General features: G+C 53.3%; 16 protein-coding genes. 5 read left to right on the forward strand and 11 right to left on the reverse strand.

Features of this window, described 5'->3' with window-relative positions; all coding sequences use genetic code 11:
* Positions 1-29: 29 nt before the first annotated feature.
* The gene (locus WNY38_RS04355; RefSeq protein ID WP_342856116.1) at positions 30-1,244 is read right to left on the reverse strand and encodes a PLP-dependent aminotransferase family protein; all 1,215 of its coding nucleotides are present in this window, start codon (positions 1,242-1,244) and stop codon (positions 30-32) included.
* Positions 1,245-1,402: 158 nt separating this feature from the next.
* On the opposite strand from WNY38_RS04355, the gene WNY38_RS04360 reads away from it, so the two are divergent.
* Positions 1,403-3,568, forward strand: a complete 2,166-nt coding sequence (locus WNY38_RS04360) for an esterase-like activity of phytase family protein (protein WP_342856117.1) — start codon at positions 1,403-1,405, stop codon at positions 3,566-3,568.
* 91 nt (positions 3,569-3,659) lie between these two features.
* Here WNY38_RS04360 and WNY38_RS04365 read toward each other — a convergent pair whose 3' ends face one another.
* From WNY38_RS04365 to WNY38_RS04385, 5 genes are all read right to left on the reverse strand, one after another.
* Positions 3,660-4,130, reverse strand: a complete 471-nt coding sequence (locus tag WNY38_RS04365) for an Hsp20 family protein (RefSeq protein WP_342856118.1) — start codon at positions 4,128-4,130, stop codon at positions 3,660-3,662.
* Between the two features lie 121 nt (positions 4,131-4,251).
* Positions 4,252-5,055: a trypsin-like serine protease gene (locus tag WNY38_RS04370; protein ID WP_342856119.1), complete on the reverse strand. Its 804-nt coding sequence runs from the start codon at positions 5,053-5,055 to the stop codon at positions 4,252-4,254.
* 55 nt (positions 5,056-5,110) lie between these two features.
* Positions 5,111-6,403: a glycolate oxidase subunit GlcF gene (gene glcF / locus WNY38_RS04375; RefSeq protein ID WP_342856120.1), complete on the reverse strand. Its 1,293-nt coding sequence runs from the start codon at positions 6,401-6,403 to the stop codon at positions 5,111-5,113.
* Positions 6,403-7,542, reverse strand: a complete 1,140-nt coding sequence (locus WNY38_RS04380) for an FAD-binding protein (protein ID WP_342856121.1) — start codon at positions 7,540-7,542, stop codon at positions 6,403-6,405. The genes glcF and WNY38_RS04380 overlap by 1 nt, the downstream gene beginning before the upstream one ends.
* Positions 7,539-8,975, reverse strand: coding sequence for an FAD-linked oxidase C-terminal domain-containing protein (locus WNY38_RS04385; RefSeq protein ID WP_342856122.1), 1,437 nt, complete (start codon positions 8,973-8,975; stop codon positions 7,539-7,541). Before WNY38_RS04385 ends, WNY38_RS04380 begins: the two co-directional genes overlap by 4 nt.
* Positions 8,976-9,083: 108 nt before the next feature.
* Between WNY38_RS04385 and WNY38_RS04390 the strand changes: the two genes are divergently transcribed.
* Positions 9,084-9,761 carry a DUF599 domain-containing protein gene (locus WNY38_RS04390; protein ID WP_342856123.1) on the forward strand — a complete coding sequence of 226 codons (678 nt, stop codon included), beginning with the start codon at positions 9,084-9,086 and terminating at the stop codon, positions 9,759-9,761.
* A 77-nt stretch (positions 9,762-9,838) separates the two neighbouring features.
* Here the strand turns inward: WNY38_RS04390 and WNY38_RS04395 are convergent, their stop codons facing one another.
* The 4 genes from WNY38_RS04395 to WNY38_RS04410 are packed head-to-tail and all read right to left on the reverse strand — an operon-like array spanning position 9,839 to position 16,558.
* Positions 9,839-11,908 carry a hypothetical protein gene (locus WNY38_RS04395; protein WP_342856124.1) on the reverse strand — a complete coding sequence of 690 codons (2,070 nt, stop codon included), beginning with the start codon at positions 11,906-11,908 and terminating at the stop codon, positions 9,839-9,841.
* Positions 11,905-14,745, reverse strand: coding sequence for a DUF4159 domain-containing protein (locus WNY38_RS04400; RefSeq protein ID WP_342856125.1), 2,841 nt, complete (start codon positions 14,743-14,745; stop codon positions 11,905-11,907). The genes WNY38_RS04395 and WNY38_RS04400 overlap by 4 nt, the downstream gene beginning before the upstream one ends.
* Positions 14,670-15,494 (reverse strand): DUF58 domain-containing protein, encoded by an 825-nt coding sequence (locus tag WNY38_RS04405; RefSeq protein WP_342856356.1) that lies wholly within the window; start codon positions 15,492-15,494, stop codon positions 14,670-14,672. The genes WNY38_RS04400 and WNY38_RS04405 overlap by 76 nt, the downstream gene beginning before the upstream one ends.
* 59 nt (positions 15,495-15,553) lie before the next feature.
* Complete coding sequence (locus WNY38_RS04410) at positions 15,554-16,558, reverse strand: MoxR family ATPase (protein WP_342856126.1); 1,005 nt, start codon at positions 16,556-16,558, stop codon at positions 15,554-15,556.
* Between the two features lie 113 nt (positions 16,559-16,671).
* On the opposite strand from WNY38_RS04410, the gene WNY38_RS04415 reads away from it, so the two are divergent.
* Positions 16,672-17,244, forward strand: coding sequence for a DUF1285 domain-containing protein (locus WNY38_RS04415; protein ID WP_342856127.1), 573 nt, complete (start codon positions 16,672-16,674; stop codon positions 17,242-17,244).
* Positions 17,244-18,050: a TIM barrel protein gene (locus WNY38_RS04420; protein WP_342856128.1), complete on the forward strand. Its 807-nt coding sequence runs from the start codon at positions 17,244-17,246 to the stop codon at positions 18,048-18,050. Before WNY38_RS04415 ends, WNY38_RS04420 begins: the two co-directional genes overlap by 1 nt.
* Positions 18,051-18,068: 18 nt before the next feature.
* Here WNY38_RS04420 and WNY38_RS04425 read toward each other — a convergent pair whose 3' ends face one another.
* Positions 18,069-18,887, reverse strand: coding sequence for a sulfotransferase family protein (locus WNY38_RS04425; RefSeq protein WP_342856129.1), 819 nt, complete (start codon positions 18,885-18,887; stop codon positions 18,069-18,071).
* Positions 18,888-19,018: 131 nt separating this feature from the next.
* Here WNY38_RS04425 and WNY38_RS04430 point away from each other — a divergent pair, with 131 nt between their 5' ends.
* Complete coding sequence (locus WNY38_RS04430; protein ID WP_342856130.1) at positions 19,019-20,596, forward strand: DUF5928 domain-containing protein; 1,578 nt, start codon at positions 19,019-19,021, stop codon at positions 20,594-20,596.
* The last annotated feature ends 8 nt before the right edge of the window (positions 20,597-20,604 follow it).

The following is a 20,604-nucleotide window of genomic DNA, read 5'->3' on the forward strand; positions in this document are numbered from 1 at the left end:
GAGCAAAACCCCTACCAAACAGTAGATTTTCAAGCGGACATCGCTGTACGGATCACATCCGCCAATCGCGCAACGCCTTTATCTATCACGGCTTCACCAGACATAGAGAAGTTCAAACGGATGGTGTTGGTCGTCGCACCATCGGCATAAAAGGCAGCCCCCGGTACAAAAGCCACCTTTTGCGCCAGTGCTTGCTCAAGCAGATATTTGCCACTCATCGATGTCGGCAAAGTAACCCAAACGAACATACCGCCTTCGGGTGAGGTCCACGTGATCCCTTGTGGCATATGCGTTTTCAAAGCCGACAACATCGCGCTCATTCGTGCCCCGTAAACCTTACGCAGGGTTGCAACATGCCGATCGAAGACAGCACGCGCCACGTGATTGACCGCGATTTGGTTGATGGTCGCCGTCTGTAAATCCGCCGCTTGTTTGAGCAGAATCATCTGCGCAATCACCGGCTTGGCGGCCACAACCCAGCCCACCCGCAAGCCCGGAGCAAGTGTTTTCGAAAACGAGCCGCAATAGACCGTACGACAGGCGTCAATATTGCCTTTCTCAGCCATTTCAAGCGCAAGGATTGATGGAATGTCTTCGCCCGCATAGCGCAGCGATTGATAGGCACCATCTTCGATCACTGCGATATCAAGCACTTCGGCTTGGGCCAAAACTGACAAACGCTCATCACGTGTCAAAGTCTTGCCCGTTGGGTTGGCAAAATCAGGCGACAGATAGGAAAACTTCACCCGCCCGCCCTGCGATTTTGCATCCTCGGCGATCTCTGCAGGGGTGCGGTTTTCGCCTGCGTTTAAACGATCAAAGCTTGGCTCATAGGCATTGAACGCGCCCAGCGCGCCCAAATAGGTCGGCCATTCCACCAAAGCGGTGTCGTGTTTATCAAGATAGAGCTTGCCCAGATAATCCAAAGCCTGCTGCGATCCTGCGGTGATCAGAATGTTGTCGATGCCGCAAGGCACGCCAAGCGAGGCCATGTAATCTGCGATCCATTCGCGCAAGGGGACGTAGCCTTCAGATGCGGCATATTGCAAAGCCGTGCCCGCTGAGGCCTCAGACAAGGCAAATTGCATCGCTTCAGCAAAGGCTTCGCGCGGGAAATGCGCAGGATCAGGAATGCCGCCAGCAAAGGAAATGATATCAGGTTGATCCAACAGCTTGAGCAGCTCACGGATTTCTGAGGCTTTCATGCCCTGTGCGCGTTGGGCAAATAGATCGGTATGATTCATGGCTCTCTCCCTTAGAGCGCCACAGATGCACGAAATGGATATTTATGTCAACCATACTGACTTAAATATGCGTATCACAAATTTGAAACAAAATCGTCGCAGCTTCGTTAGCTTTTGCGATCACACCCGCATCATCTTATGGATAAGGGGATTACCAAATGAAATCGAACCTGCTCGTTGCTGCATCCGCTCTCGCGTTGACCGCTGGGGCCGCGCATGCCGACATGACATTCAACCGCATCGCGTCTTTCGAGACCATCGGCAATATGGCCGCTGGCGAAGACTTGAGCCGCGAAACATCTGCCGAAATCATCGGCGCGTCCGAAGACGGCATGACAGTCATCTACACGGACAGCCCGCTTGGCGTTGCTGGTCTGATCGATATCACCGACCCTAAAAACCCAAAAGCCAAAGGCAATGTGGAACTTGGCGGCGAGCCAACGTCAGTGACCGTGATCGGCAACACGGCTTTTGTCGCAGTGAACACATCGGAAAGCTTCACTGCGCCCTCAGGCAAGCTTGTGTCTATCAATTTGAAAGACGGCACCATCACAGGCATGTGTGATCTTGGCGGCCAGCCAGATTCAACTGCGCATTCCCACGCGGGCGATCTCGTGTCTGTCGCGATTGAGAATGAGCGCGACGAAGACCTCGGCGATGGCCGTGTGGGTCAGTTGCCTGCTGGTTACATGGTCAATGTCGGCGTGAAAGACGAAGCCTTGCTCTGTGACACTTTGCAAAAAATCGACGTCACTGGCCTTGCAGAGATTTCCCCAGAAGACCCCGAGCCAGAATTCGTTGACATCAACAGCCTTGGCGAAATCGCTGTGACGATGCAAGAAAACAACCACATCGTGATCTTGAACGCGGCTGGCGAAGTGATCAACCACTTCTCAGCAGGTGCGGTTGATCTGACGCGTATCGACACTATCGACGAACGTGCTGCTTTGATATTTGACCAAAGCCAAATGGGTCGTTTGCGCGAACCAGACGGCATGCAGTGGCTCGACGACAACCACATCATGATCGCCAATGAAGGCGACATGGACGGCGGTTCGCGCTCTATCACTGTGTTCCACAAAGACGGCACCGAAGTGTTCGAATCCGGTTCCGATTTCGAAACTGCTATCATCCAAGCCGGTCACTACCCTGACAAACGCTCAGACGCCAAAGGCGCAGAGCCAGAAGGCATGGAAGTCGGCACATTCGGCGACACGACTTACGCTTTCGTTTTGGCGGAACGTGCCTCTACCGTTTCTGTTTACGATGTCACAGATGCGACAAACCCAGTGTTCACACAGCTTTTGCCATCCGGCATCGCACCAGAAGGCGTGATCGCAATTCCATCGCGCAACCTGTTTGTGACAGCCAACGAGGCCGATTTGATCGAAGATGGCGGTGTGCGCTCTCACGTAATGGTCTACGAACTTTCCGACGCACCAGCGCAGTACCCGACACTGACATCTGAGGGCGCTGATACCCTTATCGGTTGGGGTGCTATTTCTGGCATGGTTGGCGACGCTGACGTTGCTGGTAAAATCTACGCCGTAAACGACAGTTTCTACGGCTATCAGCCAACAATCTTTACCATCGACGCGACACAGACACCGGCGCGCATCACCGATGCTGTGACCGTTACTCGCGGCGGCCATGTGGCACAAAAGCTGGACATGGAAGGCATCACGCTGGACGGCAAAGGTGGATTCTGGATCGCCTCAGAAGGTCGCACAGATCGCGTTATTCCACATGCGCTTTATAACGTGAACGCCAAAGGCGAAATCAAAGCAGAAATCGGCCTTCCAGCTGAGTTGATGGGCGTTGAGACACGCTTTGGCTTTGAAGGCATCACCAAAGTCGGTGATACGCTTTGGATGCCCGTTCAACGCGAATGGAAAGACGATCCTAAAAACACTGTGAAGCTTGTGTCTTACAACACAGACACCAAAGAATGGGGCGCTGTGCGTTACGAGAAAGCCGAGCCTGCAAAAGGTTGGGTTGGCATGTCCGAAATCGTGGCTGCTGGCGATTATTTCTATGTCATCGAGCGCGACAACCAAATCGGGTCTAACGCTGTGACCAAGAAAATCTTCCGTATCCCAGCCTCAGACATGGTGCCTGCCCCCCTTGGTGGCGACCTGCCAACAGTGTCCAAAGAAGAAGTGCGCGACTTGATCCCAGATCTCAAATCGTACAACGGCTATGTTGTTGACAAGATCGAAGGCTTGGCCATCGACGCGGACGGTGAAATGTTCGTATCCACCGACAACGATGGTGTGGATGACAGCTCTGGCGAGACCTTCTTCTGGTCCATCGGCAAGATGTAAGCCTGATAAAAAGCTGAGGCCTTATCACCCAAAAACCAAAAACGCCCGAGAAAAATTCTCGGGCGTTTTCTATTTCAAATGTTAAGTCGGCTTAGGCCTCTAAGGTCTCAACGACCTGCGTCTCAACATCTTTGGTCGAGGCAATCGCGATACGGCGCGGCTTCAGCGCCTCGGGCACTTCACGCAGCAGATCGACATGCAACATACCATTTGCATGGGACGCCTCGGTCACTTTCACATGGTCTGCCAAATGGAACCGACGCTCGAACGCGCGCGTTGCGATCCCGCGGTGCAGATAGGTTTTACCCGCTTCACTGGCATCGTCAGGCTTGCGTGCGGCGATGATCAGGGCGTTCTCACGCTGCTCGATCACAATGTCATCTGTCGAAAACCCTGCAACGGCCAGCGAGATTCGCCAAGCGTCGTCTCCAGATTTTTCAATGTTGTAAGGGGGGTAGCTGGGCTGAGAAACATCTTGGCGGATCACACGGTCCATCAGGTCCGTGATTTGATCAAAGCCAACAGTTGCACGGTGCAGCGGTGTAAGGTCAAAATTTCGCATGGGTATCCTCCATTGAGCGATCCAAATAAATGCCTTCCCATCGGGGACAGGCTTGTATCGGACCCGCTATGCAGCGTCCGATACAATTCATCTGGGGATGGAGGTTTCGTCTTTCAAGGGGTTAGTTTTTGAGCAACCCGACCACCGCTTCAACATCGCTCAATTCGCCTATAATAGGATGCAATTCAGCTTTCTCGAAGTACTTGCGTCCGGTTTTGGCCATAGCCAACAGATCTTCCAGAGGTCCATCCAAGGACGTCCCCACTGACACCTTTTGTCCGCGAAAGTTTGCTTTGGCTGAAACAACAGAGACAATTTTCGGTTTGCCATTCGTCATCGAAAAGATTGGTGCGCCAGAAGATCCGTAATCCACATCACAAGAGGTCACCAATACACCACCTTGGCGCGCCAAAATATGGCATGTCTCTTGCAAAGAGGGGCTATTGGCGCGGTCATGGGCGTAAGATACAACACCTACGGCTTGACCTTTATTGGGGCGATGGGCAGTTGGAAACGGCAACACAGACGTATCATTCACTGGACGGTCCAGTTCGATCAGCGCGATGTCACTGGTCAATCTGTCATGCCGGCTACCATTGTTCAAAGCAAAGTCCGGATGCACAAAATAGCGCGACACGCTGCGATAGGCTTGGGCGTGCCCGTCGCGCCATCCCGCACGAAACTGAATCGCATTCGAGTTGTGCAGCTTCTTCGTGTCGATGTCATACAAACAATGGGCCGCTGTCAAAACCAACGATGGCGAGATCAATGATCCGGTGCAAAAACTGCGTCCGCCGAAATCAAGACGACCAACAGCTTCCCACCCACGGCTATCATCACCCGTCCGAAACGTTTTAAGACGGCTGTCTGCTTGAACCTGACCTGCTGCGCAGATCAGAAAGAGGATGGTCAGTAAGTATTTCATATTCGTCCCCAGAACCTATTTCTGAACTTATAGCTACCGGTAGTTCAGGGCACGATTATGTCTGATTTGTGGACAATTTGGGTGAAATTTTGCCGCCTGTTGCCCAATCCAACAGCTCAACAGTGTGAACAACCGGTAGTTGTGTGCCCGATCCTATCTGCATGATGCAGCCAATATTGCCTGCAGCCACTACATCTGGGGTCTTCACCTCTAAGCTGTCGACCTTCATTTTTTTCAATTTTTGTGAGATTTCAGGCTGCAAAAGGTTATATGTGCCTGCCGAACCGCAACAAAGGTGGCTGTTTTTGGGTTCGACCACCGTAAATCCCACCCGTTTAAGAAGAACCTTTGGATCAGATTTGATCTGCTGCCCGTGTTGAAGCGAACAAGCGGCATGATATGCCACAATCATGTCTTGTTTGCCGGTCGGTAAATCCAATTTCATAAGAATCTCTGTCACATCTTTTGCTAAATGCGAAACCGTCAACGAATCCTTAGCCAAATCAGTATCCCGCATCATGTGCCCGTAGTCTTTAACGGTCGTGCCACAACCAGAGGTATTGATGACAATTGCATCCAAGCCTTCACCGTTTTTCTCGGTCATCCACGCGCGAATATTGCGCGCAGCAGAGGCATGCGCCTCAGATTCACGTCCCATATGATGCGTAAGCGCGCCACAGCACCCAGCTCCATTGGCGACAACAACTTCGCAACCGTGGCGTGTCAACAGGCTGATCGTCGCGTCGTTGATGTTGGTGTCCAACGCCTTTTGCGCACAGCCTGTCATCAAGGCCACTCGCATTTTGCGAGGCCCCACAGCAGAAAACACCTGCGGATCGTCATTACGCGAGACAGGCGGAATAGTCTTTGGTGCCATTTCAAGCATCGCACGCAATCGCGGATCAGGGATCATATGGCGAAACGGTCGTCCGATTTTAGCCCCCAGCAAAGCCAACCGAAATCGCCCTGGATAGGGCAGAATCTTCGCCAGCGTCCAGCGCAGAAGGCGATCCATCAGCGGACGTTTATAGGTTTTCTCAATATGAACACGCGCGTGATCGATCAGATGCATATAATGAACACCAGACGGGCAGGTCGTCATGCACGACAGACACGACAGGCAGCGGTCAATATGTTTGACCGTCTTCTCATCCGCAGGCCGATCATTTTCCAGCATGTCCTTAATCAGATAAATTCGCCCGCGCGGGCTGTCCAACTCATCGCCCAAAACCGCGTAGGTCGGACAGGTGGCGGTGCAAAACCCACAATGAACACAGGCCCGCAAAATCTCATTCGAGCTTGCCGTGGCCGAATCCGTGAGCTGTTCAGGTGTAAAGTTCGTTTGCATCAGCCCATCATCCCGCGATTGAATTTTTGCATGGGGTCAAATTTGGCCCGCAATCCTGCACTTATTTTGGTCACCAAGGCGTTCTCAGGATGAAACACCCCAAGAGACTGTTTGGTCGTCTCACTTGCACGCACCAACGTGGCATGCCCTGCCCCCATATGAATGCGCACATCGGTGTCAGGCTTGGTCAAAAGCCAAAGTCGCCCGCCGCCCCAGTCATAAATGACATCCTCTGGCTGCACGGCCGCGACCAGTTTTGGCGCATCTGATGGCTTGACCGACAGACGCCAGACATCGCCCACCACATCCTGAAAGCGCGTGACATCGCGAACGGATGCCCAAAGGGCCGCAGTCTCATCAGCATCCCAGATCACATGGCTCCCCCCGAAACCCGCAAGCGCATTTTGCATCGCCTCAGCGCGGTATGTCACAGAGCGTTCAAACCCTTCGATGCGGATCAACGTGCGTGCTTGACCTGTCTTCTCATGCGCCCGAATATGCGCGGCGCCAGTCACACTATAAGGTGTTCCCAAAGCTGCAGACATAGCAGCCACAGCATCGCTATCGGTCAGCCCTTCGATCACGAGGGTCACGATCATTTCAGAAATGGGCTGCGTCTTGAGACTCACTTCAGTGACCAACCCAAGCGTGCCCTGACTGCCCGCCATCAGCTTGACCAAATCGAGCCCTGTGACGTTTTTCATCACACGACCACCGTTTTTGATCACGCGCCCTTGCCCGTCAATGAACCCGACACCAAGGCAAAAATCACGACACGCGCCAACGGTCACACGACTAGGGCCAGAGGCGTTGGTGGCCACAAGCCCGCCTATCGTGCCTGCGGAAGTGCGACCCAACATAGGCGCTAGATTTGGCGGCTCAAACCCAAGCCTTTGGCCTTCCTTGGCCAAGGTCGATTGGATCACATCAACAGGTACGCCCGCAGATGTGGTCAAGGTTAACGCACTGGAATCATAATCCCACGCTTGATCAGGCGCTTTCAACTCAGCTCCTGCGGCCAATCCAATCCGACTTGATCCAGCACCTATGATTAAATGCGCATCGCCTGCACGCACTTGATCAGCCAACTGTGTTTCCCATGCTGCGACATCGGGGTTTTTCGTGCCTAAGATGCTCATAGCTGCCCCCTGCGTGTTGTAGACGCCGCAAGCGGGAACACTTTCGCGGGGTTCAACATCCAGCTTGGATCGAACACATCTTTCACATTCATCTGCGCCTCTAAATCATCTAGCGTATATTGATGGGTCATCAGGTCTCGTTTCTCGATGCCCACACCATGTTCACCGGTCAAACAGCCGCCGACATCAACACAAAGCCGCAAGATATCCGCCCCCAAGGCTTCGCATTTCTCAAGGTCGCCCTCTTTGTTGGCGTTATACAAAATCAGCGGATGCATATTGCCGTCGCCCGCGTGAAACACGTTACCGACACCCAGACCGTAGTCTTTAGACAGCTCGCCGATACGTTTCAAAACATAAGGCAATTCGCCCACGGGGATCGTGCCATCCAGACAGATGTAATCACCAAGCTGCCCCATCGCGCCAAAGGCCGATTTGCGCCCAAGCCAAATACGCGCGCTTTCCTCGGGTGATGTGCTTTCGCGAACTTCAACGGGATTGTGCTGCTGGGCGATGGCGACGATGCGCGCCAATTGTTCGTCAATTTCTGCGCCTGATCCTTCGACTTCAATGATCAGCAAGGCTTCGCAATCAGGGTATCCCGCCTTGGCGAAATCCTCAGTGGCGCGAATACATGGGCGATCCATAAATTCAATCGCCACAGGAATAAGTCCCGATTTGATGATGTCCGACACACAAGCGCCAGCGACTTCGTTGCTGTCAAAGCCGATCAATACAGGGCGTGCACCTTCGGGTTTGGGTAAAATCCGCAAAGTCGCTTCAGTCACGATCCCAAGCTGACCTTCAGAACCGCAAATAACGCCAAGCAAATCTAGGCCTCCTGCATCCATATGATCGCCGCCGATATCGATGATTTCGCCATCTGCTAGAACCATTGTTACGCCCAACAGATTGTTGGTGGTCACGCCGTACTTCAAACAATGCGCGCCGCCAGAATTCATCGCAATATTGCCCGCAATCGCGCAAGCCAATTGGCTTGAGGGGTCCGGCGCGTAAAAGAAACCATCGTCTTCTACTTCGCCTGTGACTGACAGGTTCGTGATGCCCGTTTGGACTTTGATCACACGATTGGGGAAGTCGACGTCCAAAACATCGCGCATCCGCGCCACGCCCAAGATGACGCAATCCGCGGTGGGCAAGGCACCGCCCGCCAATGACGTCCCCGCACCGCGCGGCACCACAGGCACGCCCATCTCAAAGCAAATGCGCAGCACCTGTGCCACCTCTTCCGTGGTGCTTGGCAGCACGGCGACCAAAGGTGGGCACCGGTAAGCCGCCAAGGCATCGCATTCATAGGCTCTCACCTCTTCGGGGGCATCGATGACGCCCTGCGCACCTAGAACAGCGCGCAATTTTGAAACCAATTCGGGCCTTCGAGACAAAACCTCGGTGTTGGGGACAGGCATTTCCATGGGCGACTCCGCGATGTCATTTCTATTGGTAAGTTTTTATAACCAATTTTTCCGTATGACAAGGTAAACTCAAACGCGTATAGCAAGCTTATGGAATTACTGGATCAAATGCGCTATTTTACCCCGCTAGATGGCATCGCTGTCGCGCTGTTGTTTCTGTCTTGGATTGCCTTGGGGTACATCATTGAAAGTCCACCAAAATCGCGCACCTCGACCTCTGTCATCATGGCGGATTACCGGCGCAAGTGGATGGTCCAGATGATTACACGCCAACCGCGTATTTTTGATGCATCCGTTTTGGATACCCTACGCCAAGGTACGGCCTTTTTCGCATCCGCCTGCATGATTGCGATTGGCGGCGGATTGGCGGCAGTGTCCAACGCTGAGCGTGTGCGCGGTGTCGCCCAAGACCTGACGATTGATGTGCCTGAAATCATTTGGGAAGTTAAAATTCTTGTGGCGCTCATCTTTATCACCAGCGCCTTTTTGAAATTCATTTGGGCCAATCGGTTGTTTGGCTATTGCGGCGTCGTTATGGCTTCAGTGCCCAACGAAGTGGACGCGAAAGAAGCCCTGCCGCGCGCTAAGAAAGCAGGCGAATTAAACATTGCCGCAGCGCGTGCGTTTAACCGAGGGCTGCGCAGCATCTATTTCGCACTTGGTGCATTGGGGTGGTTTTTGGGGCCAATGGGTCTGATTGTTGCCACCTTGATCACTGTATTCATTCTTGTGCGTCGCGAATTTGCCTCTACGTCGCGCGAAGTGCTTTTGCAAGACGAAACCTAGTCACCGAATTGGTTCTTTGCCGATTCAACAAACCTATGAAATTGAGTGAAGATCACACCAATTGGTCATTTTTTATATTACCTGCGACCTTCACGCAGCCACATAAAAATAACCCAGCTCGAAAGAGCTAACATCCAAAGCCACGCAGGTATAATCGGCGTTTTAGAGCTCGACACTGTAGTAAAGGCGGCGCGCGGCGTGATGCCCATCCAAGTCCGCCCAGCGGCGGCGCGACCAACGGAAACCCGACGCAGATCCGGCATGCCATCGGACAATGCGAAAACGCCACCCCGTGTGGCACGCACCGCGGCGTCCACCACTGTGCCAGTCGCTATAGTTTGCTCAAACTCTTTGGGCGCGGCAGGTCCCAACACAACAACAGCCCTATGATCGTCTTGTGCGAGCCGGTAAAGTCCGATGTCGTCGCCCGTGATGACAGCTTGAAATAGTCCAGGTCGGATTTCTGTCATGTCAAAACTGAACTCGGTTCCGTTCGGCGCGATGGCCGTCGCACTGCGTGGAGTATCGGTCAAAGAACGACGTGTCACAGTAATCTCATTGCCAGTAGCGCTAGCAGACAAAGATTCTTCTTCCAGCTCGGGCTCTTTCATCATCCAATGCGCCAAACGTCGCAACAATTCCAATTGAGGTCCCCCGCCTTCAACGCCACGCGCCCAGAGCCAAGCATGATCCGAGGCTAAAACCGCGACGCGTCCCGCACCCACATGGTCCACAACAAGCAAAGGCCGCCCCTCACTGCCCGTCATGATCACATCGCCTGTCGTTGCGGCAGGGTCGAGATCGATTTGACGGAACCAACGCCCCCATTCGGGAGTAATATCGGATCGCGTCACGCCCCCCAAGCCTTGGGTCACGGGATGGCGTAGGCCGAGCTCTGATATCTGCGGCGCAAAGGCCTGATCAAACACCCGCCCTGTTGGTCGCGTTGGGATAACCCGTGCCAAAGCGGAGCGATAAAGGCTGTCGGCTGAGGCAAAATCTGGACCAGCCGAAAACAACACCGCGCCACCGTCTTCAACATATCGGGCGATATTTTCAAAATAATTGGCATATAGAATACCGCGCTGTTTATAGCGATCAAAAATAATCAGATCAAAATCATCTATTTTTTCCAAAAACAACTCACGAGTCGGAAAGGCGATCAAAGACAGCTCGGTCACAGGCACGCCGTCTTGTTTTTCAGGCGGGCGCAAAATGGTGAAGTGCACCAAATCGACTGAAGTGTCAGATTTAAGCAGGTTGCGCCACGTGCGCTCGCCATTGTGCGGCTCGCCCGACACTAACAACACACGCAAACGATCGCGTACGCCGTTGATCTGGACCACCGATGCATTATTGCGATCCGTCAGCTCGCCATCCGCCATAGGCACTGAAAATTGCAGAACATTCATGCCACCATGGGGCAGTTTCAGCGGCACTTGCACTGCGCGTCCCACCGGCATTTCCAGTACGATGTCTTCGCCGCCGTCAATCGACACGATCAAAGGCGAGGTCGCAGACAGCCCTGCGGGCACCGCACCTTGGTCTTCGACTTTCAAGGTCAAGGTTATTTCTTCGTCCAAAATGGCAAAAGCGGGCGCGTTTTCGACAATCAGCCGTCGATCCCAATCATCAGGCAGCCCCGTGAGCAAAACGTGCAAAGGGGCCGGAAAATCAGGTGCCAAACCAGCATCATGTATCTGGCCGTCGGTGATCGCGAATACGCCAGCCAAACGCCCTTGAGGCTCATCAGTCATCGCATCGCGCACCCGCGCCATCAACAAAGACCCTTGATTGTCCGTGCCATCAGCCAAGGTGACGGTCCGCAATTCGGTGTTGGGCATCGTTGCGATTTGCGCCTCAAGACGCTCTTGTGCTGCCTTCGTTTGCGCCGCGCGCGCAGACAGGTTTTGCGAGGCTGTTTTATCAATCAAAAGCACTATGATGTCGGTCAAAGGCGCGCGATCTTCGCGCAAGATAGATGGGTTGGCCAAGGCAAAAAGTACTGCACCAAAGGCCAGCGCCCGCAGCGGCCAACCTTTGAAACCACGAGAGGCTGCAAAAATCAAAACGCCGATCAAAACCACGGCAGCAACAGCTAGAAACGGCCAAGGCAGGTAGGGCACAAAGGTGATATCTGATCTCATTCGCCCAATCTTTCCAAAAGCGCAGGCACATGTACTTGATCTGATTTATAGCTGCCTGTGAGCACATAAAGGATCAAGTTCACGCCAAAGCGATACGCCATCTCGCGCTGTCTCTCACCGCTGTATCCGCTGCCAACGGGCCGTAAGGCACGCCCGTCATCGCCCACGGCCCAAGCCGAAGCCCAGTCATTTGCGCCGATGATCACCGGACTGACATTGTCGTTGAGATTGCGAAATGGCATACCTTCGATGTCTTGTGTGTCCTGAGCTGATTTTTGCACCCAAACGTCAGCCCCATAGAAACGTCCCGGAAAGCCTTGCAGCAAATAGAATGTGCGGGTCAGAACATGATCTTGCGGCACAGGTTCTAGCGGCGGCACATCCAGCGCATAGGCAATATTGCGCAGCTTGGTGCCCAGCGCCGTCTCTCGCCCAAAGGCCGAAATATCGCCATCGCGCGTGTCGAAAAAGACCATGCCACCCGCACGCATATAGGCGTTAAGCTTGGCATAGCTGCCCGCCGACAAAGGTTGCTGCGCGTCTGTCATTGGCCAATACAGCATCGGAAAGACACCCAGAGGATCGACCTCTAAATTCACGCCCATCGGGGGGGACGGCTCCACAGAAGTACGATTGGCTAAAACGTGTGAGAGGCCCAAAAGCCCTTGCTGCGAGACCCTATCGACGGCCTCGTCTCCGGTTATCACATAGGCCAATGTCAGTTCTGAACTGGCCAGACGCAAAAATGCATCCGCATTCTCTTGCGCGCGTGCAGGCTGAGGCCCCGCGAGCCCTAACGCCAGTATGACACCGCTGATTGCAGTACTGGCGCGGCCAAGCGTAACACGCCCAGAGAGCATCAATACTGCAATCAAATCCAGAGCGAGCGCGATCAAAGCCGCTGTTAACACAGTAGGCTTTAAGCTAATTTCGCCTGTGTCTTGTGTTCCAAGCATTTGAACAGTGCTGGGCCAAACTGCGGGCGTCAGTGCATCTGCGCGGCCAAAAACATTCAATGCCACAGCCTGTTGTTGTGTTTGGTAGACCCCCGCTGGCGTTTCTTTGGATGCAAGTGCATCGGCAAAAACGTCGCCATCGACAGAGGCTTGCAACCCAGCATCCAGCAATTGGCCGAACCCATTCAAAACCGTAACAGGCGTCAAGGTTTGCCCAGACAAATCATTCTCTTCAGATCCTTGGGCATTCGAAACGGAGGTCAATCTTTGCAACATAGACACGAACAATCCTGACAATGGCAAAGTGGACCATTGGGCGTTGGCGGTCACATGGAACAAGACAACTTGGCCTTGGCCAACCGCTTTGCGGGTGACCAAAGGCGTGCCATCCGCCAAAGTCGCAATCACGCGCTCTGCCAAATCTGGGTCTGGTTGCGCCATGACTTGCGAAGTCACTGTGACATCTTCGGGCACCGCGAGGCCGTAAAACGGCGAGGTTTCGGCGAAGGGGCGCACCCCTTTGGGATCCCCCCAAGTCATCGCACCGCCTACAGACCGCCCGCCTGCGCGCAACCGCACGGGCAACAAAGGATCAGTGCCCTCGCGCGCCACATCCGAGGCAGCGAGCTTTGGACCTGAAAAACGCAACAACAAGCCACCTTTTTGTGTCCATTCCAACAGGTCTGCGGCTTCGCCGCCAGCAAGCCGCGCGACATCCGCCAAGACAATTACGTCGGGATTGGCGGCAATCAAATCGCTGAACTCACCTTCAATTACATCAGAGGTCGCGCCAAAGGCTGCGCGCAGGTAATGCAGATGCGATAACAACTGTGCACTGCTGCCGTCATCTTCGCCCGAGATCAGCGCCACTTCGGGGCGTTTCAAACTGTCCGCGATCAACTGTACGGCCCCCGCTGAGCGGATGTTTTCAATTTCAAACCGCGTCACACGATTGCGCAATTCCGTGCGCAGCGCGATGTTCACGACAGTTTCGCCAGCATTGACCGAAAGGCTGGCTTGACCCAAGACTCGCTCAACACCGTTCGGATCAGGACCTATAGCCGTGACGGTAACGTCAGCCGCGCCCAAGCCACCGATCCGGTGCACGACAGATGACACGCCTTGTTCAGTCCGTGTCACGGGACCTAGGGCAAAAATCAGTCTTTGCATCTGCAAAACGCTGACAGTGCCTTTGTCTTGCAAGGCTTCCAAAACTTCCAAACGCCCATCAAAGTCTGCACCAGTCGACAGCCATGTTGTGTTTGAAGCGCGGTCTAATGATGCGATCACTTGGGTCAATTTGGCTGCGTCAGGTGCGTAAGCAGCAGGTTGAATACCCGCCAATGCAGCACGCCAATCGCGCGCGGGTTTGAAACTCAGACCACCGTTGGGCAAATCCGTCGCGACGACAAATGCCACAAGCCGGCCATTGCGTTCAGCACGTTCCAAAATATCGTCGATGCGCGCGATCTGCGACGACCAAATCGGCGCGTCCGCCCATGTGCCATCGACCATCAGAATCATCGGGCCGTTTTCAGCGTCCTCTATTTTTGGGTTCAAAACAGGGCCGGCAAATGCCAAGATCAGCGCGGCGATTGCCCCCATGCGCAACAGCAGCAACCATAACGGTGTGGCTGCAGCTTGAGCGTCGGCATCCTTCAGACCCAAAAGCAAGGACACGCCTGAGAACCGCAAACGTTTGGGCGCAGGCGGCACCGCGCGCAACAACAGCCATAGCAGCGGCAAAATCAACAGCCCCCACAGCAACCAAGGCGTTGCAAATCCTATTGGCCCGACGATCCACATCAGCTTGCGCCCCCGTCTAAGGCTTGGAACAACCACACCATCGCGACCTGTGCAGGCTTGTCTGTGTGATGGCAATCATATTGCCAGCCTGCTTGCCGCGCAAAATTGTACAACGCGTCTTTGCGCTCAGCCAAACGGTCCAGATAACGCGATTTCAAATCACCTGCCCGCAAAGTTTCATGCGACACACCGCCCCCTATCGAGCTGAACACCGTACGACCTTGAAACGGGAAAGCTTCTTCAACTGGATCTAGGATTTGAAACAACACGCCGTGAATGCCACGATCCGCAGCGGTGCCGACAGCACGTTCAATTGACACAATCGGCCCCAAGAAATCGGACATCAAAACAGCACGGGATTTGGGCAGATAATCTGCCGCATCAAAGGCACCAAACTCATCCTTCTTAGGCTCACATAAAGCCTGAGCGATTCGCCGCAATTGCTGCGCGCCATTGCGTGGCGGCGTGCCCAAGCCATCCAAACTCACCCGTTCGCCGCCATTCATCAGTAAAATCGACAACGCCAATGTCAGCAAAGCGGCGCGATCCATCTTGGTGGTCTGGTCCTTCAACGAAGAAAACTGCATCGACGCGGATTGATCGCAGCAAAAGTGCACCGATTGCGCAGCCTGCCATTCTTGTTCGCGCACAAAAAATCCGTCCGACTGACCCGAACGACGCCAATCAATCGCGCGCGCAGGATCGCCCGCTTGCGCGGGGCGGTATTGCCAAAACTCAGACCCATTGCCTGAATGCCGCCTGCCATGCCCGCCCATCATCATGGTGCGTGCAAGTGCGTCAGCCTTGGCCAAAAGCGCGGGCATCGGACTTGCAAGCTGTTCGGCCTGCGCCCTTAAATGGCTTGAAGAGGCGCCAGTGTTGCTCACGCGGCTGCTCGGTTTTTCAAAGCGGCAAGTGCTGCGGCATCAATCAAAGGCCCAAGGGTTTCTCCGCGCGCGCGTGCCGCGAACGTCAGCGCCATACGGTGGCTCAACACAGGGCGCGCCAAGGCCAAAACATCATCGGGTGACGGGGCCAAACGTCCATCCAGCAAAGCGCGGGCGCGCACGGTCAACATCAAAGCCTGTGCCGCACGCGGACCAGGCCCCCATGCGACAGAGTTTGAAATAACGTCAGAGGTATCGGCTGTGTCGGGGCGACAAGAGCGCACCAAATCAAGGATCATTTCGACCACATTTTCGCCCACTGGCATTTTGCGCAACAAAGCCTGTGCCGCGATCAATTCAGCGGCGCTGAGCACTTCATGCGCGTCCTCTTCGGTCTCGCCTGTTGTGGCCAACAGGATCGCGCGCTCTGTGTCACGGTCAGGGTATTCAACATCCACCTGAACCAAAAAACGGTCCAACTGGGCCTCGGGCAACGGATAGGTGCCCTCTTGTTCCAGCGGGTTTTGCGTGGCGAGCACATGAAAAGGCGGTTCCAAATCATGCGCCTGCCCTGCGATGGTCACTGATTTTTCCTGCATCGCTTGCAACAATGCTGATTGAGTGCGCGGCGAGGCGCGGTTGATTTCATCGGCCAGCAAGAGCTGACAAAACACTGGCCCTTTGACAAAGCGAAAGGCCCGCGTACCATCCGGCGCAGTTTCCAGAACCTCTGATCCCAAAATGTCGGCAGGCATCAAATCGGGGGTGAATTGCACCCGCGCGCCTTTGAGCCCCATAACGGTGGAAATCGTGTCGACAAGTCGGGTTTTGCCTAAACCGGGCAGGCCGATCAAAAGCGCATGACCGCCACACAGCAAAGCAGAAAACACCAGATTAACAACCTGTTCTTGTCCTATAAAACGCCGTGTCACCGAGGCCTTGGCCTGTGCCAATTTGGTGCCAAGCTGTTCGATTTCGAGCACAAGATCATTTTGCGACATGTCTTCACCTATCCTACAATTGCGTGCACTATTAGAAACAGGTCTGAGCCAAAGCACAAACAGACAATGATGCTATGGTATCGATAATGGAGTGATTTTAAGGTGAACTTATCGTGAGTGTCTCTGCAGATAGCATCGCGGCCGCGATCAGCGCCGCAAAAGGCCGTGGTTTGCCCCCCGTGGACCTTTGGAATCCGCCCTTTTGTGGCGATCTCGATATTCAGATCAAAAAGGACGGCACATGGTTTTACCTTGGCACCCCGATTGGGCGGGTGCGTTTGGCGCGCCTGTTTTCGACCGTGTTGAAAAAAGAAGGTGATAACTATTTCTTGGTCACGCCCGCTGAAAAGGTCGGGATCACAGTCGAGGATGCGCCGTTTTTGGCGATAGATTTTGATGTGGAAGGCACTGGTGTAGATCAGATTTTAACCTTTCACACATCGATGGGCGATGACGCAATCTTGGACGCGCAGCACCCTTTGCGTGTTGAGACCCGCGCCTCGGGTGAGCCTGCGCCCTATGTCGAGATCAGATCAGGTCTAGACGCGCTCATTGACCGTAAAAGTTTTTTTCGATTGGCTGAACTGGCGGTTGAGCACTCAATAAGCGGCGCGCTGCGTATCGGCGTTTGGTCCTCAGGCCAGTTTTTTTGTCTCGACGCCCCCGCGACCACTGAAAACCTTTAATGCCAAAGTTTGCCGCCAACCTCACCTATCTGTTCAAAGAGTTTCCCTTTATTGAACGCTTTGCTGAAGCCAAAGCAAATGGTTTTGATGCGGTCGAAGTGCTGTTTCCCTATGATGAAGCGGCGTCCGAGATTGCGCGCAAACTGACGGAGCACGGATTGGAAATGATCGTCATCAACACCCCGCCGCCCAATTGGGCTGGGGGTGAACGCGGATTTGCTGCTGTGCCCGCCTTAGAAGAACGCTTTCGCAACGATTTTATCCGCGCTCTGCGCTTTGCCAAATTGCTGGGCGCGAAGCACATGCATATTATGGCTGGAAAGGCCAAGGGCATCGTAGCGCTTGAGACATTCAAGCGCAATTTGACTTGGGCCGCGAAGCAAGCCCCCGACATGAGCCTTGTGATCGAGCCCGTGAATGAATTCGATATGCCTGGATATTTCCTTAGCGATTTTGAAACCGCTGCTGAGATTATCGAGGCTATAGATTTGCCCAATGTTGGGCTGCAGTTCGACGCCTATCATGCCCATATGATCACAGGCGACGCCATGGACACATGGGACGCGCACCATCGTCATGTGCGCCATATCCAAGTCGCGTCGTCGCCCAATCGTCAAGAACCACTGAAAGGCGAGATCGACTATCCTGCGTTTTTCAAGGCAGTGGATGAGAGCGGCTATATCGGTTGGATTTCTGGCGAATACAATCCAAAAGCTCGCACTTCCAAAGGCCTGCAATGGGCGCAGGGCCACATGAAAAAAGTCCAAAGACAAAAAGCGCCGCCGTTTTCGGGCGACGCTTTTTGAAATCATATCGATTTTGGATCAATCACCAAGTTTGGCGTGAACCTCATCCAAGTCAATCTCCGCGATTGGGAATTTGTTGGCAGGGTTTTCGAAATCATATTTGAAAAGTTGGAAATCACGCTTGTAGATTTCCCAAATCAAATGCTTGGACAGATCATCAAAGTAGTCCTCAACAGGGTGAAGACGCTTTGGACCGTGACCTTCTGATTCATTGAAACGTGGAATATTAGTCAAATCAACTTGGTGAGGTGTTTGAATCGCATTCAGAACGTCCTGCATGCCATCGTTGAACGTTTCGGTGTAAACGATTTTGTCGTAGCGACCGCCATTGGCGATAAATGTCGACACATGGCCTGACATCGCAGACCAATGAATGTCCGGGTCCATCGGGCGACGCCAGCGGATGGTGTCTCGCACAAACAAAAGGAACCGACGGAACGACGCGATCTGGTCAAACTCTTGTTTGCCATCGTCCCCACCCACTTCGATGCCGTATTTCTGCACAAGCTGCGGCACCATATTGCCACGGTAGCGTTTGCCGTTGCGCTGGATGCCACAGATTTTGTCAAAGAAAGACGACAGCACGCGCGTGTACGGATTGCGCACACATGTGAAGGCGTAGGACGTATGTCTCTGCGCGTTCGCTTCGATCAGCGGCTGGCTATCTTCTTGCGACCACTTATGCATACGATCTTTGCTGTCGTGGATATCGCCGTCGAAAAATTCGCCGTGATCTGAATAAAACATGATCTGACCAATGGTCGAACATGCACATTTTGGAACAACGCGGTAAACCACGCTTTCACTCTCGGTCATCCAAGTTCCTGGAAAGCCCATATCGACCCGTTCTCCTCAAGACTGCACACAAGCAACGTTTTGCACTTTAAAAGCAAATTAGGCTTGTTTATTCAATAACTGGTTACGATTATAATGCACAATGCGGCAAAAATGAGGATACGGTTTCCATAATGGCACGAATTGCATTCATTCTTCTGTGCCACAAAGACCCAGAAGCGATCATAGATCAAGCCCGCAGACTCACAGCGGCAGGCGATTTTATCTCTATTCACTTTGATGCACGCAGTGGTCGTGCGCCTTTTGAGCAGATTCGCGCAGGCTTAAAAGGCAATCCAAACGTCGCATACGCCACCAGGCGCATCAAATGCGGCTGGGGTGCGTGGTCACTAGTCCAAGCATCTTTGTATGCCGTTGAAGCCGCAGAGAAAGCGTTTCCACGCGCAACACATTTTTATATGGTCTCTGGCGACTGCATGTCTGTGAAGACAGCAGAATATATGCACGACTATTTGGATCAAGAGGATGTCGACTATGTCGAGAGTTTTGATTTTTTCGAATCGGAGTGGATAAAAACAGGGATCAAAGAAGAACGCCTCATTTATCGTCACTGGTTCAATGAGCGTACACAAAAGTGGCGTTTTTATCAAAGTTTCTGGCTGCAGCGCCGTCTTGGACTTCAACGCGAGATCCCAGCAGACATTCAGGTTCAAATCGGATCTCAGTGGTGGTGCTTGCGCCGGCGCACCGTCGAGTGGATTTTAGAATTCACGCGCAAACGTAAAGATGTAATGAAGTTTTTCCGCACCACGTGGATTCCCGATGAGACATTCTTTCAAACGCTGGTCCGGCATCTCGTGCCCGAATCAGAGATTCGTGCGCGTACGCTAACCTTTTTGATGTTCACCGATTATGGCATGCCCGTTGTACTTTATAATGATCATTATGATTTGCTGGTGACGCAAGATTTTCTATTCGCGCGCAAAATTTCCCCCGAAGCCACTATACTCAAAAAGCGGCTTGGCGATCTTTTTGCGGCAAAAGGCGTTGAGTTTCAGATTTCTGGCGAAGGGCGATCTTTGTACAAGTTCCTTACTGGGCGAGGACGTGATGGTCGACGTTTTGCGCAACGATTTTGGGAAACCGAAAGCTCGCTAGGACGTGACCGCGAACTATTGATGATAGTTTGCAAGAAATGGCATGTTGCCAAACGGCTTATAGCCGAGATCAAAGAACACAGCGATGTGCCATGCATCGAGTACCTGTTTAATGAGGAAAGCACCCCCTTACCTGATTTGGGCGGAATCGAGAAAAGCCTTGAAAAACGAACCCGCCACCGACGCGCCTGGGTGCGTATGTTGTTCGATTACTATGAAACCGATCGCATGGTGGTGTGTTTGGATTCCGACGGCTTGGAGCTGATCAAAGATTTTTACAGTGATCGCTCTGGCACGCGATTATTAGAAATCGAATGCGAATTTACGGATGACTACCTAGAGGGCCACGCCAAACGTGTAGGGCTGGCGGGCGACCAAACGCCCCAAGACGCGCTCGAAAGACTGCTTCCAACATTGAAATCTGACATCAACCATGAATACGATGGCATTCGCGATGCTGAATTTGAAAATCATGAACGGATTTCTCAATCGAAAACGCCGGAAGAAAACGCTGGCCCCATCTCGCGGTTCTTGAAAATATCAGAAGAAGAAGCCCTTAAGATCGCCAATACTGACTACCTGTTTTACGACTAAGCCAAAGG

Origin of the sequence: Pacificibacter sp. AS14, from assembly GCF_038899935.1 — a bacterium.
In the GTDB taxonomy this organism is placed as follows: domain Bacteria; phylum Pseudomonadota; class Alphaproteobacteria; order Rhodobacterales; family Rhodobacteraceae; genus Celeribacter.

Excerpts from the sequence above, each read along its gene's own strand:
- WNY38_RS04355 (WP_342856116.1), bottom strand. The coding sequence starts at position 1,244 with ATGAATCATACCGATCTATTTGCCCAACGCGCACAGGGCATGAAAGCC.
- WNY38_RS04360 (WP_342856117.1), top strand. The coding sequence starts at position 1,403 with ATGAAATCGAACCTGCTCGTTGCTGCATCCGCTCTCGCGTTGACCGCT.
- WNY38_RS04365 (WP_342856118.1), bottom strand. The coding sequence starts at position 4,130 with ATGCGAAATTTTGACCTTACACCGCTGCACCGTGCAACTGTTGGCTTT.
- WNY38_RS04370 (WP_342856119.1), bottom strand. The coding sequence starts at position 5,055 with ATGAAATACTTACTGACCATCCTCTTTCTGATCTGCGCAGCAGGTCAG.
- glcF (WP_342856120.1), bottom strand. The coding sequence starts at position 6,403 with ATGCAAACGAACTTTACACCTGAACAGCTCACGGATTCGGCCACGGCA.
- WNY38_RS04380 (WP_342856121.1), bottom strand. The coding sequence starts at position 7,542 with ATGAGCATCTTAGGCACGAAAAACCCCGATGTCGCAGCATGGGAAACA.
- WNY38_RS04385 (WP_342856122.1), bottom strand. The coding sequence starts at position 8,975 with ATGGAAATGCCTGTCCCCAACACCGAGGTTTTGTCTCGAAGGCCCGAA.
- WNY38_RS04390 (WP_342856123.1), top strand. The coding sequence starts at position 9,084 with ATGCGCTATTTTACCCCGCTAGATGGCATCGCTGTCGCGCTGTTGTTT.
- WNY38_RS04395 (WP_342856124.1), bottom strand. The coding sequence starts at position 11,908 with ATGAGATCAGATATCACCTTTGTGCCCTACCTGCCTTGGCCGTTTCTA.
- WNY38_RS04405 (WP_342856356.1), bottom strand. The coding sequence starts at position 15,494 with ATGCCCGCGCTTTTGGCCAAGGCTGACGCACTTGCACGCACCATGATG.
- WNY38_RS04410 (WP_342856126.1), bottom strand. The coding sequence starts at position 16,558 with ATGTCGCAAAATGATCTTGTGCTCGAAATCGAACAGCTTGGCACCAAA.
- WNY38_RS04420 (WP_342856128.1), top strand. The coding sequence starts at position 17,244 with ATGCCAAAGTTTGCCGCCAACCTCACCTATCTGTTCAAAGAGTTTCCC.
- WNY38_RS04425 (WP_342856129.1), bottom strand. The coding sequence starts at position 18,887 with ATGGGCTTTCCAGGAACTTGGATGACCGAGAGTGAAAGCGTGGTTTAC.
- WNY38_RS04430 (WP_342856130.1), top strand. The coding sequence starts at position 19,019 with ATGGCACGAATTGCATTCATTCTTCTGTGCCACAAAGACCCAGAAGCG.